We start from the raw sequence: 18,416 nt of genomic DNA, 5'->3' as shown, positions 1-18,416 counted from the left end.
TTTTTGCTTATTTGCAACCAATCCTGCCGATTCACTTCTACACCTCTCTCGATTTTCACTCGTTTCTGCGGCACAACCTACTTGTCTGGAATTTACGATTAATATCGCATTCTATATTTGCACAAAAACAACCAGGCAATTCTTCTAAAGAATGGCCTGGTTTCCTTATTCCTTATGGTTATCTCAACTAATATCAAAAACTTTATTTAACTGTTTCCACAGTTTCAGATTCCGCCTCGGCTGCAGCCCGCTGCCTCTTGATCGTCCGTTCGCGGTCGCGCTCCAGGATCGGCTTCAAATACTTGCCCGTATAGGACTGGTCCACCTTGATGAGCTGCTCCGGCGTACCGGTTCCGACGATCGTGCCGCCGCCGCTTCCGCCTTCCGGACCCAGATCGATCAGGTAATCCGCAGTCTTGATCACGTCCAGGTTATGCTCGATGACCAGTACCGATTCCCCGGAATCGACCAGCCGGTGAAGCACATTCAGAAGCCGGTCAATATCATGTACGTGCAAGCCGGTCGTCGGCTCATCCAAAATATACAGCGTCTTGCCCGTCGAACGGCGGTACAGCTCCGCCGCAAGCTTAACGCGCTGCGCTTCGCCGCCAGACAAAGTCGTCGCAGGCTGGCCAAGCTTCATATAGCCAAGACCGACGTCGAGAAGCGTCTGCACCTTGCGGTGAATACGAGGAATGTTCTCGAAAAACGAGCAGCCGTCCTCAATCGTCATTTCCAGCACTTCGGCAATATTTTTGCCTTTGTACTTTACTTCAAGCGTCTCGCGGTTGTAGCGTTTGCCCTTGCAAATTTCGCATGGCACGTAGACGTCCGGCAGGAAGTGCATCTCGATCTTGATAATGCCGTCGCCCCGGCAGGCTTCGCAGCGGCCGCCCTTCACGTTAAAGCTGAAGCGGCCTTTCTTGTAGCCGCGCACCTTCGCTTCGTTCGTGCTCGCATACAAATCGCGGATATCGTCGAATACGCCGGTATAAGTGGCGGGATTGGAACGCGGCGTCCGGCCGATCGGAGACTGGTCGATGTCAATGACCTTCTCCAAATGCTCAATGCCTCGCATTTCCTTATACTGCCCGGGACGTGTCTTCGCTTTGTTTAAATCTCTAGCCAGCGTCTTATATAAAATCTCGTTCACGAACGTAGATTTGCCGGAGCCCGAAACGCCCGTTACGGCAGTGAATACGCCTAACGGAATTTTGACGTTAACGTTTCTGAGGTTATTCTCTTTCGCACCGCGCACCTCGAGCCACTTCTCATTCGTCGCACGGCGCTCCAGCGGCACCTCGATAAACTTGCGACCGCTTAAATATTGGCCGGTCAACGATTTCTCGTCGGCCATCACTTCCTTAGGCGTACCTTGGGAAATGACCGTCCCGCCGTGAATGCCCGCGCCCGGACCGATATCGATAATATAATCGGCGGCCAGCATCGTATCCTCGTCATGCTCGACGACGATCAGCGTGTTGCCCAAATTACGCATATGCTCCAGCGTCTGGATCAAGCGGTCGTTATCCCGCTGATGCAGCCCGATGCTTGGCTCGTCCAAAATATATAATACTCCCATCAGGCTGGATCCGATTTGAGTCGCGAGCCGGATCCGCTGCGCCTCGCCGCCGGACAACGTACCCGCTGCACGACTTAAGGTCAGGTATTCCAAACCTACGTTCACCAGAAAGCCAAGCCGGCTGTTAATTTCCTTCATGACCAGATTGGCGATCTTCATTTCTTTCTCGCTAAGATGAAGCGAATCAAAATACCGCTTCGCGTCACCGATCGAAAAGGACGTTACCTGCGCGATATTATGCGAGCCGATCGTTACCGCAAGGCTCTCCTTGCGCAGACGCTGTCCCTTGCAGCCTCCGCACGGCTTGGCGCTCATGTAATTCTCAATATGCTCGCGCATCATATCCGAAGCCGTCTCCCTGTAGCGGCGTTCCAGATTGTGAACGATGCCTTCAAACGGCACATACGCTTCCTTGCGGTGACCGAAGTCGTTCTCGTACAGGAAACGGACCCGTTCGCCGCCCGTTCCGTAAAGCAGCTTCTTCATCTGCTCCGCAGACAGCTCCGATACAGGCACGTTCTTAGGGATGTCGTAATGGTCGCAAACCGCGCCCAAAAATTGCGGATAATAATTCGAGGTGCTGCCCGCCCAAGCGAGAAAAGCACCGTCCTGAATCGATACGTTCGCATCCGGCACAAGCAGGTCCGGGTCAACGATCATCTTCATGCCGAGCCCGTCGCAATCCGGGCAGGCGCCGTATGGGCTGTTAAACGAGAACATCCGCGGCGCCAGCTCTTCAATGCTGAAGCCGCATTCCGGACACGCCAGGTTGGAGCTGAACAGCAGCTCCTCCTGCCCCATCACATCGACAAGCACTCGCCCTTCGGCAAGGTTCAGCGCCGTTTCCAGCGAATCGGCCAGCCTGCTGTGCACATCCGATTTGACGACAATCCGGTCGACAACAACTTCGATGCTGTGCTTCTTATTCTTCTCCAGCTCGATCTTCTCGCTGAGCTCTCTAAGCTCCCCGTTCACGCGAACGCGCACGAAGCCCTGCTTCTGGATATCGGCAAGCAGCTTCGTATGCTCGCCCTTGCGTCCTGAAATAATCGGCGCCAATATTTGCAGCTTGGTTTTCTCCGGATATTCCATTATGCGGTCGACCATCTGCTCGACCGTTTGTGACGAAATCTCGATGCCGTGCTCCGGACAATGCGGCTTGCCGATGCGCGCGAACAAAAGCCGCAAATAGTCGTAAATCTCGGTTACCGTACCTACCGTCGAGCGCGGGTTACGGCTTGTCGTTTTCTGGTCAATGGAAATAGCCGGAGAAAGACCGTCGATCGAATCGACATCCGGCTTCTCCATTTGGCCGAGAAACTGTCGGGCGTAGGCGGACAAAGATTCGACATATCTCCGCTGCCCTTCCGCATAGATGGTATCGAAGGCGAGCGAGGATTTGCCCGATCCGCTCAGCCCCGTAAGCACGACAAACTTATCGCGCGGAATCGTGACGTCTATATTTTTGAGATTATGGGCTCTCGCGCCCTTAATGACGATTTTGTCGCTACCCAATCCGTTCTCCTCCTACTTATCCCAACTCGGCGCGAAGCTCAAGCAATGCATCGCGAAGCTCCGCGGCCCTCTCGAATTGCAGGCTCTTCGCCGCTTCCTTCATTTCGGCTTCCAGCCTTTCGACTAATGCAAGCCGATCCTTCTTGGACATCTTCTCGGCACCCGCACCCGTCAGGTAATCCGCCTTCTGCTCCGCTACCTTGGTTGCCTCTATAACATCGTGAACCTTCTTGCGGATCGTTTGCGGAGTGACGCCGTGTTTCTCGTTATAAGAAATCTGGATCGAACGCCGGCGCTCGGTTTCCTTCATCGCCCTGTCCATGGAATCCGTTACTTTATCGCCGTACATGATGACGCGGCCTTCGCTGTTGCGGGCCGCACGGCCGATCGTCTGGATAAGAGAGCGGTCGGAGCGGAGGAAACCTTCCTTGTCCGCATCGAGTATCGCCACCAAAGACACCTCGGGCAGATCCAGTCCTTCCCGGAGCAGGTTGATGCCGACCAGGACATGGAATACGCCAAGCCGCAAATCCCGCAAAATCGCGAGCCGCTCCAGCGTTTTAATATCGGAATGGAGATATCTGACCTTAATGCCGATTTCCTTCATGTAATCGGTCAGATCCTCCGACATCTTCTTCGTTAATGTCGTCACGAGCACACGTTCGTCTTTGGCGATCCGGTCACGGATTTCATTCAGCAAATCGTCGATCTGGCCTTTTGTCGGCCGCAGGTCGATAATCGGATCGAGCAAGCCGGTCGGCCGGATAATCTGCTCTGTCATTGTATCGCAATGCTCCAGCTCGTAAGGTCCAGGAGTCGCCGAAACGTAAATAAGCTGCTTCGCTTTCTCCTCGAACTCCTCAAAGCGCAGCGGGCGGTTATCCATCGCAGATGGAAGACGGAAGCCGTGATTGACGAGCATTTCCTTCCGCGCGCGGTCGCCGTTGAACATGGCCCTGATTTGCGGCAGGGAAACGTGGGATTCGTCGATCACGATCAGCATATCGTCCGGGAAATAATCGAGCAGCGTATAAGGGGTAGCTCCCCTCTCCCTGAAGGTTAGCGGACCCGAATAGTTCTCGATGCCCGAGCAGAAGCCCATTTCCGCCATCATCTCCAGGTCGTAGCGCGTCCTCTGCTCCAGGCGCTGCGCCTCCAGCAGCTTCCCTACGCCGCGGAGCTCGGCAAGCCTCTCTTCAAGCTCGCGTTCGATATTGACCAGGGCGAGCTTCATCGTGTCCTCATGGGTAACGAAGTGAGAAGCCGGGAAAATGGCGATATGCTCGCGTTCGCCCATAATTTCGCCGGTGAGAACGTCGATTTCGGTAATGCGTTCGATCTCGTCGCCGAACAGCTCGACACGGATTGCCCGCTCGTTGTTCGCGACGGGGAAAATTTCGACAATGTCGCCGCGTACCCGGAACGTACCACGCGTAAAGCTAATATCGTTGCGCTGGTATTGGATGTCGACGAGCTTATGCAAAATCGCGTCACGCGGCTTCTCCATCCCGACACGAAGCGACAGCACGAGGCTGCCGTACTCCGAGGGCGAACCCAAGCCGTAAATGCAGGATACGCTCGCTACGATAATGACGTCCCTGCGTTCGAACAGTGCGCTCGTCGCCGAGTGCCGCAGCTTGTCGATCTCGTCGTTTATGCTGGAATCCTTCTCTATGAAAGTGTCGGTAGAAGGGATATAGGCCTCCGGCTGGTAGTAGTCGTAGTAGCTGACGAAGTATTCCACGGCATTATCGGGGAAAAAAGCTTTAAACTCGCTGCAAAGCTGCGCGGCAAGCGTCTTGTTGTGCGCAATGACAAGCGTCGGCCGGTTCAGCTTCGCCACCGTATTGGCGATCGTGTACGTCTTGCCGGTCCCCGTTGCGCCGAGCAGCGTCTGGTGCCTCTTGCCCGCCAGCACTCCCTCGACCAGCTCCTCGATCGCTTTAGGCTGATCCCCCTGCGGCGTATAATCCGATTGTAATACAAAACCCTTTGAATCCTTCACTATTCCGCTCACGCCAGTCCTCCACCTCCGTCTTTCCGAATCTATATATCAGTATAGTCAACTATAATGGATAGTTATCAGCAAATGCAAAAATAAGAATGTTTGTTCCCGTCTATTATATCGTTATCCCGCGCCGGAAGCAATGCAAAAAAGGGATCCCGGCAAAGCCTTCATGGCCGGGATCCCTCTTTGATAGGAGCAACTATAGTTAGCCGCTGGATTTAACTGATCTAACCCTCAAAACTCTCCGTTTGCGGGCCGCGCCGGCTCGAGGCGCGGGTGCCGCGCAGCAGCTCGAGCAGCGAAGCCGGTCCGGCGGTCGTGTAATAAAGGGCTTGGTCGTCCGGCGCGAGAATAACTCCCAGCTGATGATGCTCGCCCTCAAAGCGCGCGCGCTGCGCAAACTTCAGCTCTCCGTCGTGGTTCAGCACTTCCAGCTTGCAAAAAGCTGAATTTTGCACCAATGCCTCGTACAGCTCTTCTTTCGTTTTGACGCGCAGTCCGTTCACCTTATGCAAAACCTCGCCGGCCATCAGCCCCATAGCGGCTGCCGGCGTCCCCGGCACGATGCCCAAAATTCGCAGTCCCCTTGCATCATGGACATACAACGGCGAACGCGCCTCTTCCTTCGCCCGGCTCCGCCAGATGATCGCCTCATGCAGCAAGAATGAGACGAGCGCCGCAACCGGAAGCAGCGCAGGCTGCCGCCATGCCAGAACAGCAGCCGCAGCGAGGCACAGGCTGTAAAGCACCAGCCCCCGGGCCGCATATTCCGCTTTTACCTTGGGCAGCATGGAACGGGTCATTTCCGTAAAGCCGATAATCATCGGCAGCGCAACGACCGTCCACCCCTGCGACCAATCCGTGCCGAATAACGGCGTCCAAGGCAAAGCCGCCGTAGAGCTTCCTCCACCGGCCGCCGGCACAAGCATCAGCACCGGCACCGGCCAGAACCCCTGCAGCATATAGCCGCCTATAAGCTTGCCTCGCTTGCCCTCCAGAAATAGAGGCGTTGCCAGTTTGTCGCCTTGCCACCTGACTAGCACCGCTTCGGCCAGATGCAGCAGCGCCACCAGCATGAGCAGGCCAGCCGCATCGATAGCTGCAAGCGAGGACGCCAGCGAGCCAATCCAATCCGTTCTTTCGGGCATCGGCGTCCAGCCGATCGCCCATTGCAGCAGCGCGATTACTCCTGCGCTGTAAGCAAAGCATAGATAGCGGATACGCACCAGCATGAGCAGTGCCGCTACCGCCCACAGCCAGAGCACCGACTCCGCGGTCAATGCCGCGCCTACGAACGCTCCGGCCGCCGATACGGCCGCGCCAATCGCAAGGCCGGCAAGCATTGCCCGGAATACCAGCCCCGGCCAATGATGCAGCTTGACGGCGAAAAGCTGCCGCTCCACCCGGATTTGTCTCATGTACTGAAGCACGATAATCAGAACCGCAATATAATAAAAAGGCTGCGAAACCAAACGCAGCGCTGCTTGTCCAAACGTCTCCAGCACGACTGCCGCCGTTTCCAAAGCATCCCCCCCCTTTGCACCAGCTGGATTATATTCCTGAAAATAAGCAAGTCCGCATGGCGCATAACAAGCGCAAACGGCTGGCGCTGCGCTCGAACCGTTAGCTGTATCTTTGCACAGCTCGGTTTTGTGCCGTTCTCTGCGGTAACAAATAAAAAGGCCGGCTCCGACGAGGAGCCAACCTCTTATTAATTCGACATGGCCGCCCTATTTCCTGCCTACGGCCTGAATTGCCGTGTCAAGCTGCGTATCATGCTTCTTGTCTTGAATCCAGGCTATGACCGCTTTTTCCAGCGCTTCGCCGGTCGTTTTATCCATCTGGCCCGTTACCGGAAGGCCATGCCCGGCCTGGAATTTCTTGACGGCCTCCGCGGTTTCGGCGCTGAAGTAGCCGTCTTCGCGCTTCGGCTCGTACCCCAGACCGTGCAGCATGATCTGCATGCTTTTCACCTGCTCGCCGATCATATCCTGCTTCAGCGTTTCGGTTAACGACAGCCGCGCAACGGTATACATATCCGGCGGCAGCACTTCGATATCCGGCTTAATGCCGGTTTCGTGAATCCAATTGCCGTCCGGCGTCAGCCATTTGGCAATCGTCATCTTCACAAGGCTTCCGTCGCCGAGCGTCTTGTTGTAGCTGACCTGAACCGTGCCCTTGCCAAAGGTCGTTTCCCCGATCAGCTTTACGCCGGCCCCTTCCTGCAGCGCACCGGCCAAAATTTCGGAGGCGCTGGCGCTTCCTTTATTCATGAGCACGGCAACCGGGTACGTTTTGCTCTGACCTTCGGACAGCGTCTTTTCCCGATTTCCTTCCCGGTCCTCCACCTGGACGACCGTCGCGCCCTTCGGCAGGAAGCTTTCGGCTATGTCTACGACAACCGGCAGCACGCCGCCCGGATTATTGCGCACATCGATCACGAGCCCCTTCATGCCCTTCTGCTCCAGCGCAGCAAGCTCCTCCTTGAACCGCTCGGCCGTATGCAGCGAGAACTGGCGGATTTCGATAATGCCTGTCCCGTCTTGGCGCAGCGTGCTGTACACTGTTTCCACATCGATATCGTCACGAATCAGAACGAGCTGGATCGGATCCGAAAATCCGGCCCGCTGCACCATGATTTTTGCCTTCGTCCCTTTCGGCCCGCGGATTTTCGCCACGGCGTCCTGAAGATTCAGTCCGTCAAGCTTGACGCCGTTCACCGAAAGCAATACGTCCTTGGCCAGCAGGCCGGAGCGTTCCGCCGGCGAGCCTTTAATCGGGGAGACGACGACAACCCGCCCGTTCTCTAACGTAACTTCCGCCCCGATTCCCGTAAACGACCCTTCGATCGATTCGGAGAAATGAGTTGCGGCATCCCTTTCCATATAGACCGAATAAGGATCCTCCAGCGACTCCATCATGCCGCTGACCGCCCCGTCAACCAGCTCCTCGCGGTCGACCTTCTGATAATATTTGGTCTGGATCAATTCCAGCACCGCGTTAAGCTTCGACAGCTCGTTCTCCTTCAGGCCGAACCGTCCGCCCTCGCCGGCCGCAGCGGCCGTAAGCGCAGGAGCCGCCGCCTGCTCGTCCAGCTTCAGAATCCGGTCCGCCACCGTTAAAGTGACGAGCACGGACGCGATCATCGTGAGCAGAATGAACGCGAATACTGTGCGTCCTTTGAATTGCACCTGTCTACACCACCTTCTCATCTTGCACGGTCTTTGATTGAAGACCACCCTAGTATATGACAACTGGCCTTCAATTATTTGTCTGGGCAGGGTAAATTTGCGCAGGAGGGCGATCCGCTCTGCAAACAAGGCAGCCACGCGGGCTGCCTCGGAATTTATTGATATATGTCGATTCCTATAATATCTATTTCAAATAGCTGCTCGGATTAACCGGCACTTCGTTCTGCCGCACCTCAAAGTGCAAATGCGGTCCGGTCGAGTTGCCCGTGCTGCCGATTTCGGCAATTTTCTCGCCTCTTTTGACGGAATCGCCTTGGCTGACCATAATGCCGCCGTTGCGGATATGCGCGTACAGCGTCCAAAGCCCGTTGCCGTGGTCGATAATGACGCAGTTGCCGTAGCCGCTCATCGTTTGGGCTACAATAACGACGCCGTCTTCGGCCGCATAAATGGACGTGCCTTGCGGCGCGGCGAAGTCGATGCCCGTGTGGGTATGCCTCTGTCCCGTGATCGGATGGATCCGCGTCCCGAAATTGGAAGTGAGCCTGTAGCTGTCTTTAACAGGTATGCCAAGCTTACCGCCGCTGTAAGGGTTCTTTATCCGTTTTTGCTCGGCAAGCAGCTTGGATTCCCTGGAAGCGATCGAAACCAGGAGCTGTTCCTGCTCTGCGTTGATATCCTCGTAATGCTCCGCCATTTCATCGTACTGCGCGATCTTGACGTCGAGCTTTTTCACATTGCTGTTAAGGCTCGCAATCGCGACTTCCTTCTCCTTCTCCTTTTGCACGAGATGGAGCTCGTAATCTTTAATTTCCTCGTACTTGACCTCTACCTCAGCCAACTGCACTTCCTGATCTTTTTTCTTCTGGACGACAAGCTCCTTCTCCTTCTTTTGCTCCTCCAGAATATCGCGGTCCTGCGACAAAATCGACTGCAAAGCATCGAACCGGTCAATAAAATCAGAGAAGCTTGTAGCGCTCATCAATACGTCCATATAGGATACGAAGCCGTTCGTATACATCAGACGCATCCTTGATTGAAGCAGCTTATCACGTTCGACGACACGTTTTTCCGCTTGCTCGAGATCCTTCGTCGTCTGTAGCAGTTCCGCTTCCTTCTTGTCGAGGTCCGCCTGCAGCTTCATTTTGTTCAAAACCGTAGTATCTATTTCATCCATTAGTTTGGCGATTGCAGCTTCTTCTTGCTTGATCAAAACCTGAAGATCCGCCTTCTCGTTAGCGGCATTGTTCATATTTTTCTTCGCATCGGCCGCCATCTGCTGAGCATTGGCCGCTTTTCTCTCCGCCTCGCGCCTCTCCTGCTTTGCCGCTTCGAGCTGCTTCTTAATGTCGGAAAGGCTTGCCGCCTCGCTTCCGGTCGGTTGTACTACAAATACGAACAGCATCGATAAGACAATGAACCATAACCATTTTCTCTTCTGCACCCTATCGTTCACCTACACTTTCAAATACTTTCGTATCGAAATCGTACTGCCCCATACTCCGATCACCGTACCGAGCCCAATAATGAGGCCCGCTGTTTGCCAGCCCGACTCTTGCAGCGTAACAAGCTTTATCATCATCAGCGACAGCTCCATCTGGGTGAACTCGACCAGCTTCGCATATCCGAGAAGAACCAGAACCGTCGTAACAATCGAACTGATAATGCCGATAAGCGCCCCTTCGATAAAAAACGGCCAACGGATAAACGCATTTGTCGCACCGACCAGCTTCATGATGCCGATCTCGCGGCGTCTGGCGAGAATCGTCATTTTGATCGTGTTGGAAATCAGGAACATCGCGGTTACGCCGAGACCGATTACGATGACAAGACCGATGTACCGCAGGGCGTTTGTCACTTTAAACAGCGTTTCTACCGTGCCTTGGCCGTATTTGACTCTCTCGATCGGCTGCTGCTCGTCCGCCTGATTGATTTTGTTGATCTCTTCGACCGCAAGCCCGACAGATTGCGGATTGTATACCTCGACGGTAAACGAATCCGGCAGCGGGTTTTTGTCGTTCTCGTAGCCAGCGAGCAGATCCTTGTTTTCTTCGCCCAGGTTTTTACGCAGCAGCTCAAGTCCTTCCTCCTTCGAGACGAAGGTAACTTTGCTGACCTCGGTAAGGTTGCCGATTTTGTTTTGCAAATCCGTAATCTTCTCCTGCTTGACATTCAGATTAAGAAAAACGCGAATTTGGACCTGGCTTTCGATTTGGTCGGCCATATGGTTGACATTCATGGCAAGCAGCATAAAAACGCCTAAGACGAATAGAGAAATAAAAATCGAGCTCATTGAAGCGAACGACATCCAGCCGTTTCTAATGATGTTTTTAGTGCCTTCGCGGAAATGGCGGAGAATCGTGCTAAGCTTCATAGCCGTACTCCCCTCTAACCTCGTCACGAACGATATTGCCATTCTCGATAGCGATGACACGTTTGCGAATATTGTTCACGATGTCCTTGTTGTGAGTAGCCATAATGATCGTCGCGCCGCGGAAATTAATTTCCTCAAGCAAATTCATGATGCCGGTCGACGTTTCCGGATCCAGATTCCCTGTCGGCTCGTCCGCTACGATAACGGACGGATTGTTTACGATCGCCCGCGCGATCGATACCCTCTGCTGCTCGCCGCCGGACAGCTGGGCAGGGAGGCTCGAATGCTTGTGCTTCAAACCGACGAGCTCGAGCACCTCCATCGTTCTTTTTTTGATGACGCGGCGCGGGGCTTCAATAACTTCCATGGCGAAAGCGACATTTTCGTAAACGGTCAGCTTGGGAAGCAGCCTGAAATCCTGGAAAATAACTCCGATATTTCGACGGACAAACGGGATTTTACGCGGCTTCAGCTTGCCTATGTTAAATCCGTTGACCGAAATTTGCCCTTTTGTCGGGACTTCCTCGCGATATATCAGCTTCATGAAGGTCGATTTCCCCGCTCCCGAGGGGCCGACCAAATAAACGAACTCATTACGATCTATCTTCACGGAGACGCCTCTTAACGCATGTGTGCCGTCTATGTACGTCTTCCAAATGTCTTGCATTTCAATCACATTATCACATCCTGTTAATAGTCAGTTGTATTATTTCGACAGATTGCGTTGAATTCCTTCATAAGGGGCTCGCTTTCTGCATTTTTCACAAATCTCATAATTATTGCCAATGTCGAATCGGTCCTCGATAAGTCGGATGACAAGTAATGAACGCAAGCCGCATATACATTTAGAACTGTCTTGTTCATTCATCGCGAAACGTTGCTGAGCCTTCAAAGGATGGCACAGAACCGAGCTTCGCAAAGTTGCAGCTTACGGTTCGTGCGCAGCTTCAGCCGTTTACGCTTGGAAGGGAGTGATCGCCATTTTAAAAAGAATCCATATCGGCGTAATCGTCATCTCCTCTCTGCTGCTGCTGGCTGCAATAGGCTGGGGGATTGTCTGGAATTACGCGCTGCAAAAAACCGTTCCCGCGGAGGTCACGGCAGGCGGTCTGCCCATTGGGGGCATGCCGGTCAATGATGCCTTAGCGATGCTGGAGCAGATTGAGAATACGCTGCAGGAACGCACGGTTACCGTTCATGCCTCTGCTGCGGCGGGGGACAGCAAGCAGTGGAAGGTACCCGAATTCGGCTATAAAGCCGATTTCTCGGGCGCCCGCACAGCGATCCTTAAATTGAAAGAAGGCAGCACCTGGGACAGGGCCGTATACCGGTACAATTTTGCGAAAAACTACCCTCTCCTGCAGAGCTGGAACCGCGACTCTTTTGACGCCGCCATCCGCAAGCAGTGGAGCTGGCTTGAAAAAAGCGAAACGAAAAACGCGGAACGAATCATCACGGAGCAGGACGAGGTGCGGTACGAGCCGCATGTCGACGCCTACCGTTTGGAGCCGGGCAAGCTGATCGAAGACGTGGAAAAGTGGATCATCGTAAAGGAGGAGCAGCTTCGGACCTCAGTCGAGAGGCATTTTGAAGGGGAGCTGACCGTCGCCGTCATTCATCCCGACGTTACGCTTGAGAAGCTGAAGGCGGAAGGTGTCGAACGGAAAATTATCGAGTTTTCGACGGATTTCAGCACGAACGCGGAAGGCAGAGCTTACAATGTGACCGTTACGGCGGATGCGCTGAACGACTGGCATCTGGCGCCGGACGAAACTTTCGATTACGGGAAGCTGATCGCACGCGCCGAGGAGCTGTATGAGTACCGCGAGGCGCCGGTCATCCTGAACGGCAAGCTTGTTCCAGGCATTGGCGGCGGCATCTGCCAGGTATCCAGCACACTGTATAATGCCGCAGTGCGGGCCGGTCTTGAAATCGTGGAGCGGCGCAACCACTCCCTGCCGGTCGCCTACCTGCCGCTTGGCCAAGATGCCACCTATGCGGGCGGAGCGATTAATTTCCGGTTCAAGAACACGACTGGCAAGCATCTGCTGATACGTACCGAGGTGAAGGACCGAAAGCTGACGGTTAAGCTTTTCGGCACGATGGATGAAAATGTGCAGTATGGCATGGAATCCGTCACCCTGAAGACGGTTCAGCCAGTTGTGCAGGAGAAAGTGAATTCGGAGCTCTCCCCGGGGCAAAAAGTGACCGTCGATAAAGGCAAGCCCGGTTACTTGGTCGATACGTACCGCACTACGATCAAAGACGGCAAAGTCATCGCGCGCGACAAAATATCCCATGACACGTACAGGGCCCAGCCAACGATCGTCGAGGTCGGCCCGATGACCGGCGGTCCGGCGCCAACTCCAGTACCGGAGCCGATCGACCCGATTTTGGAGGATGGGATTTAATCCAATTCCCTATCGGCCTTGGATGACTGAATCCCTGCTTTAGCATCACTCATTTCTACATCTTTCATATTTGAACTTGATACCCTCTTCCTTTACTGCGTCCGCCTGCTTTTACTTCTTTGCTCCACTATCCCTTCGGCTCAGGAAATTCTATTGCGAACACATTCGGGGCTCAGCGCTTGGATTGTTTCCTGAGCTGCGGGGGGAATGAACAAAAGGAATTTTTTGGGACTAGATGCCGGACGTTTCACCTTCACAACTAACATATTTGCATCCAGCCGACGATCGTCAAATTCCAAACAAAAAGCCCAGCTGTCTGCCTGTTTAGGCATCTGCTGGGCTGATGTGCTATTTACCACTAAATTGCCGCGCTATCGGTTATCTGATGCGCTATTGGTTATCTGATGCGCTATTGGTTATCTGCTGCGCTCGAGGTACTCCGCTACCCAAGCCGCTGTCTCTGCCAGTGCCGCGTCGGCGCGGCCGATCGCGTCCTGTACCTGGGATTTGGCCGTACCGCCGTATACGTTGCGGGCGTTAACCACCTGCTCGGGCTGAAGCACTGCATAGATGCGATCGTCGAACAGCGTGGAGAACTGCTTGAATTCTTCCAGCGTAAGGTCCAGCAGGTACTTGTTCTGCTCGATGCAGTACAAGACCGTTTTGCCGATGACTTCATGCGCTTGACGGAATGGGAGTCCCTTGTTGACAAGGAAGTCGGCAATATCCGTCGCATTCGAGAAGTCCTGGTTGACCGCTTGGCGCATCCGGTCCTTGTTCACCTTCATGGTCGCAATCATCGGCGCGAACAATTGCAGCGCGCCTTGCAGCGTCTTCACCGTATCGAACATACCTTCTTTGTCTTCCTGCATGTCCTTGTTGTACGCCAGCGGGAGCGACTTCAGCACCGTGAGCAAGCCGGCGAGATTGCCGTAGACGCGGCCCGTTTTGCCGCGGACGAGCTCCGGAACGTCCGGGTTTTTCTTCTGCGGCATAATGCTGCTGCCCGTGCAGAACGCGTCGTCAAGCTCAACGAAATGGAACTCCGTGCTCGACCACATGATTAGCTCTTCGCTGAGGCGCGACAAATGCATCATGATGATCGAAGCATCCGCAAGAAACTCCAAAATGAAGTCGCGGTCGCTTACCGCATCGAGGCTGTTCTCGTAAACGCGGTCGAATTTGAGCTGGTTCGCCACAAAATGACGGTCAATCGGGAACGTTGTGCCCGCCAAAGCGCCGGCTCCGAGCGGCAATACGTTGATGCGTTTGTAGCTGTCCTGCAAACGCTCGATGTCGCGCCCGAACATGGACACATACGCCATCAGATGGTGCGCAAACAGGATCGGCTGCGCCCGCTGCAGATGCGTGTAGCCCGGCACAATCGTATCGATGTTCGCTTTTGCCTGCTCTACAAGCGCCGCTTGCAGCTTATGGAGCATGTCGACGAATTCGACTACGCGCTTGCGAAGCCACAGGTGCATATCCGTCGCCACCTGGTCGTTGCGGCTGCGTCCTGTGTGCAGCTTGCCGCCGACAGGGCCGACATCGTCGATCAGCGTTTTCTCGATATTCATATGAATGTCTTCGTCGCCGATCGAGAATTCGATATCGTCGCGTTTAATACGCTGAAGGACGCGGTGCAGGCCGTCCTTGATCTTTTCTACGTCGCCAGCAGGCAGAATGCCCTGTTTGCCTAGCATCGTCACGTGCGCAAGACTGCCTTGGATATCCTCTTCGGCCAGCTCTTTGTCGAACATGATCGATGCCGTATATTCCTCTACCAATTGGTCCGTTTTCTTCGTAAACCGACCGCCCCATAATTTACTCACGGTTCTAACACTCCCTTGTCAAGCTTACTTGTTCGTTACTGCGGATGACACCTTCAGGCGCAAAGCGTTCAGGCGGATGAAGCCCGTAGCGTCGCCTTGATCGTAAGCCTGGGAAGGATCGGCTTCCATTGTCGCGATATCAGGATTGTACAGGCTGACAGGGCTTTTCACGCCGGCCCCGATCACATTGCCTTTGTACAGCTTAAGGCGAACGACGCCGCTGACATTCTTTTGCGATTCGGTGACAAGTGCTTGCAAAGCGAGACGCTCTGGCGCGAACCAGAAGCCGTTGTATACGAGCTGGCTGTACTTGGCGATAAGCGAATCGCGAAGGTGCATAACTTCACGGTCCATCGTCAGCGATTCCATCTTGCGGTGCGCCGTGAACAAAATCGTGCCGCCCGGCGTCTCGTATACGCCGCGGCTCTTCATGCCGACGAAGCGGTTTTCTACCATGTCCACTCGTCCGATGCCGTGCTTGCCGCCAAGCTCGTTCAGGGTTTCCATGACTTCCAGCGGGCTAAGCTCCGTTCCGTTGATCGCCGTACAGTTGCCCTCCGTGAAAGTAAGTTCCACGTATTCCGCTTGGTCGGGAGCTCTCTCAGGGGAAACGCTCAGCACGTACATGCTTTCGTTCTCCTCCGAGCTCGGATCGAACCAAGGATCCTCAAGCATGCCGCTTTCGAAGCTGATGTGCAGCAGGTTGCGGTCCGTCGAATAAGGTTTCGCTGCGGATGCCGTTACCGGAATACCGTGCTTCTCGGCGTAGGCGATCATTTCGGCGCGGCCCGGGAACTGCTCGCGGAACGCTTCCAGACGCCAAGGCGCGATAACGGAAATCTCTGGCGCAAGCGCCGCTGCCGTCAGCTCGAAGCGCACCTGGTCGTTGCCTTTGCCCGTAGCGCCGTGAGCGATCGCCGTAGCGCCTTCCGCACGGGCGATATCGACCATGCGCTTAGCGATAAGCGGACGCGCGATGGACGTGCCGAGCAGGTATTGGCCCTCGTACAGCGTGCCGGCCTGGAACATCGGATAGATGAAGTCCTTCGCGAACTCGTCGCGCAGGTCGTCGATATATACTTTCGAAGCGCCGGTCGCGAGCGCTTTTGCCTCGAGGCCGTCCAGCTCGTCCTTCTGTCCGATATCCGCGGTAAAAGCGATAATTTCCGCGTCATATGTTTCTTTCAGCCATTTCAGGATAACCGACGTATCCAGGCCTCCCGAATAGGCCAATACGATTTTTTCTTTTGCCATAATTCTGTATATCTTCCCTTCAAAATGTATTTGCTATTTAATATAACCGTGTCATTAGGACATAATTGCTGCCATGATTGCCTTTTGTGCATGCAGCCGGTTCTCCGCCTGGTCGAAAATAATCGAATGAGCGCCGTCGATGACGCCTTCGCTTACTTCCTCCCCGCGGTGCGCAGGCAAGCAATGCATGAACAGATAGTCCTTCTTCGCATATTTCGCCAAGTCTTCGTTTATCTGGTAAGCGGAAAACGCGATTTCGCGCTCCTTCTGTTCCGCTTCCTGGCCCATGCTCGCCCATACGTCCGTATATACGATATCCGCATCGGCGATCGCTTCCTTCGGATCGCGGCAAATATGAAGACTCGCGCCAGTTTCCGATGCATTGTCCTTAGTCTGCTGGACAATGTTGGCGTCCGGCTCGTAACCCTCCGGCGTAGCAACCGACATATGCATGCCGAGCTTGGCCGCGCCCATCATAAGCGAATGCACGACATTGTTGCCGTCGCCGATGTAGGCGATTTTCAGCCCTTCCAGACGGCCTTTGTGCTCGAGTACGGTCTGGTAATCGGCAAGCGCCTGGCAAGGGTGTGAAAGATCAGTCAGGCCGTTAATGACAGGAATCGTCGCTCCGCGGGCCAGCTCGACTACTTTGCGGTGCTCGAACGTGCGGATCATAATGCCGTCCAGGTAGCGCGACAGCACCTGTGCCGTATCCCAGATCGGCTCTCCGCGGCCGATTTGCAGGTCGCTTCCGCTCAGGAATAGGCCTTGCCCGCCCAGCTGATAGATGCCGACCTCGAAGGATACGCGCGTGCGGGTCGACGATTTTTCGAAAATCATGCCCAGTGTTTTGTTTTTTAGCAGCTGATGGGGCTCTCCCGCCTTTTGCTTCTGCTTCAAGTCAATCGCCAGATCGATCAGGTAGCGGACCTCCTCCGGCTTGAAATCAACCAGCATCAGAAAGTCGCGTCCTTTCAGGCTTAGCGCCAATTCCTCGTTCAATGTCCCTTGCATGGTAAAGCCCTCCTTCGGGTTGAAGCTGTATAATTAAATCGGCTGCTTGGCTGACAATAGCTCCGCCAAAATAGCGACAGCCGTATCGATTTCTTCCTTCGTAACGAGCAGGTTCGGCAGCAGCCGGATCACGTTCGGCCCGGCGGAGATCGCGATCAAGCCGCGCTCCTGTGCTTCGTTCAGTATGCCGGCGATCGGCTCCGCGCACTCTATTCCGACGAGCAAGCCAAGACCGCGTACCTCTTTCACAAAAGAGTTGCCCGCAAGCTTCTCGCGAAGCTGGGCCATCAAATATTCCCCTTGCTCCGCCGCACGAGCCGGCAAGCCTTCGCCGACGATCGTCTCGAGCGTAGCCTTCACGACGGCGGTCGCAATCGGCGTGCCGCCAAATGTAGAGCCGTGACTGCCGGCCGTGAAGCCCTCGCGCAGTTTCTCCTTCGCCGCCATCGCCCCGACCGGAAAGCCGCTTCCGAGACCTTTGGCCATCGTGAAAATATCCGGTTCGATGCCAAAATGCTCATACGCGAACAGCTTGCCCGTACGGCCCATTCCGGTCTGGATTTCATCGGCGATCAGCAGAATGCCCTGCTTCTCGCATAGGGCGGCAACTGCCTGGATATAATCCCGATCGACCGGGAAAATGCCGCCCTCAGCCTGTATCATCTCCAGCATAATGGCAGCCGTCTTGTCGCTTACGGCCGCTTCAAGCGCCGACAGATCGTTCAGCGGAATCGTCTTGAAACCCTCCGGAAGCGGAGCGAAGCCTTCCTTGACCTTCGCTTGGCCGGTAGCCGTCAAGGTAGCCAGCGTCCGACCGTGGAACGATTGCTCGAACGTGATGATTTCGTAGCGGCCGTTGTTCAGCACCTTCTGGTTGTACCGGCGGGCCAGCTTAATTGCCGCTTCATTCGCTTCAGCGCCCGAATTGCAGAAAAATACCGCATCCGCGCAGCTGTTGTCGGTAATGAGCTTAGCCGCTTCCGCCTGATTCGGGATGCGGAACAAGTTAGACACATGCCACAGCTCGTCCAGCTGCTTCACGAGCGCTTCTTTGATTTGCTTTGGCGCGTGGCCGAGATTCGTTACGGCGATTCCGCTCATGAAATCAAGATATTTGTTCCCTTTGTCGTCCCACAGCCAGCTTCCTTCGCCCTTGACCAGTGCCAACGGATACCGTGCATATGTAGGAAAAAGCGATTGTTCGGCGTTCGCCGCCGTTTGCGTCTCGCTCATGG

General features: G+C 54.7%; 12 protein-coding genes. 1 reads left to right on the top strand and 11 read right to left on the bottom strand.

Going from position 1 to position 18,416, the window contains the following annotated elements; translation table 11 throughout:
* Positions 1-202 precede the first annotated feature (202 nt).
* The 7 genes from uvrA to ftsE all read right to left on the bottom strand — a co-directional run bounded on the left by uvrA (position 203) and on the right by ftsE (position 11,346).
* Complete coding sequence (gene uvrA / locus KP806_RS21340) at positions 203-3,097, bottom strand: excinuclease ABC subunit UvrA (protein WP_224725770.1); 2,895 nt, start codon at positions 3,095-3,097, stop codon at positions 203-205.
* Between the two features lie 16 nt (positions 3,098-3,113).
* On the bottom strand, positions 3,114-5,114 hold the full coding sequence (gene uvrB / locus KP806_RS21335) for an excinuclease ABC subunit UvrB (RefSeq protein ID WP_224725769.1): 2,001 nt from the start codon (positions 5,112-5,114) through the stop codon (positions 3,114-3,116).
* A gap of 218 nt (positions 5,115-5,332) precedes the next feature.
* Positions 5,333-6,628 carry a PDZ domain-containing protein gene (locus tag KP806_RS21330; protein ID WP_224725768.1) on the bottom strand — a complete coding sequence of 432 codons (1,296 nt, stop codon included), beginning with the start codon at positions 6,626-6,628 and terminating at the stop codon, positions 5,333-5,335.
* A 207-nt stretch (positions 6,629-6,835) separates the two neighbouring features.
* Entirely contained in the window at positions 6,836-8,296 is a 1,461-nt protein-coding gene (locus KP806_RS21325; RefSeq protein ID WP_224725767.1) for a S41 family peptidase, read from the bottom strand.
* 184 nt (positions 8,297-8,480) lie between these two features.
* A complete protein-coding gene (locus KP806_RS21320) occupies positions 8,481-9,740 on the bottom strand; it encodes a murein hydrolase activator EnvC family protein (RefSeq protein ID WP_224725766.1) in 1,260 nt (419 codons plus the stop codon).
* 12 nt (positions 9,741-9,752) lie between these two features.
* Entirely contained in the window at positions 9,753-10,670 is a 918-nt protein-coding gene (gene ftsX, locus KP806_RS21315; protein WP_224725765.1) for a permease-like cell division protein FtsX, read from the bottom strand.
* Positions 10,660-11,346, bottom strand: a complete 687-nt coding sequence (gene ftsE, locus KP806_RS21310; protein ID WP_224725764.1) for a cell division ATP-binding protein FtsE — start codon at positions 11,344-11,346, stop codon at positions 10,660-10,662. Before ftsE ends, ftsX begins: the two co-directional genes overlap by 11 nt.
* Positions 11,347-11,641: 295 nt before the next feature.
* Between ftsE and KP806_RS21305 the strand changes: the two genes are divergently transcribed.
* Positions 11,642-13,081 carry a VanW family protein gene (locus KP806_RS21305; RefSeq protein WP_224725763.1) on the top strand — a complete coding sequence of 480 codons (1,440 nt, stop codon included), beginning with the start codon at positions 11,642-11,644 and terminating at the stop codon, positions 13,079-13,081.
* Positions 13,082-13,497: 416 nt separating this feature from the next.
* On the opposite strand, the gene argH is transcribed toward KP806_RS21305, so the two are convergent.
* The 4 genes from argH to KP806_RS21285 are packed head-to-tail and all read right to left on the bottom strand — an operon-like array spanning position 13,498 to position 18,414.
* Entirely contained in the window at positions 13,498-14,913 is a 1,416-nt protein-coding gene (argH, locus tag KP806_RS21300; protein ID WP_224725762.1) for an argininosuccinate lyase, read from the bottom strand.
* A gap of 24 nt (positions 14,914-14,937) precedes the next feature.
* Positions 14,938-16,167: an argininosuccinate synthase gene (locus KP806_RS21295; RefSeq protein ID WP_224725761.1), complete on the bottom strand. Its 1,230-nt coding sequence runs from the start codon at positions 16,165-16,167 to the stop codon at positions 14,938-14,940.
* A gap of 54 nt (positions 16,168-16,221) precedes the next feature.
* Positions 16,222-17,181 carry an ornithine carbamoyltransferase gene (gene argF / locus KP806_RS21290; RefSeq protein WP_224725760.1) on the bottom strand — a complete coding sequence of 320 codons (960 nt, stop codon included), beginning with the start codon at positions 17,179-17,181 and terminating at the stop codon, positions 16,222-16,224.
* Between the two features lie 33 nt (positions 17,182-17,214).
* Positions 17,215-18,414 (bottom strand): acetylornithine transaminase, encoded by a 1,200-nt coding sequence (locus tag KP806_RS21285; protein WP_224725759.1) that lies wholly within the window; start codon positions 18,412-18,414, stop codon positions 17,215-17,217.
* Positions 18,415-18,416 lie beyond the last annotated feature (2 nt).

Origin of the sequence: Paenibacillus vietnamensis (assembly GCF_020169515.1) — a bacterium.
GTDB classification, from domain to species: Bacteria; Bacillota; Bacilli; order Paenibacillales; family Paenibacillaceae; genus Pristimantibacillus; species Pristimantibacillus vietnamensis.
Note: the sequence above shows the minus strand (reverse complement) of the source record. Positions and strands in the feature narration are given on the sequence as shown.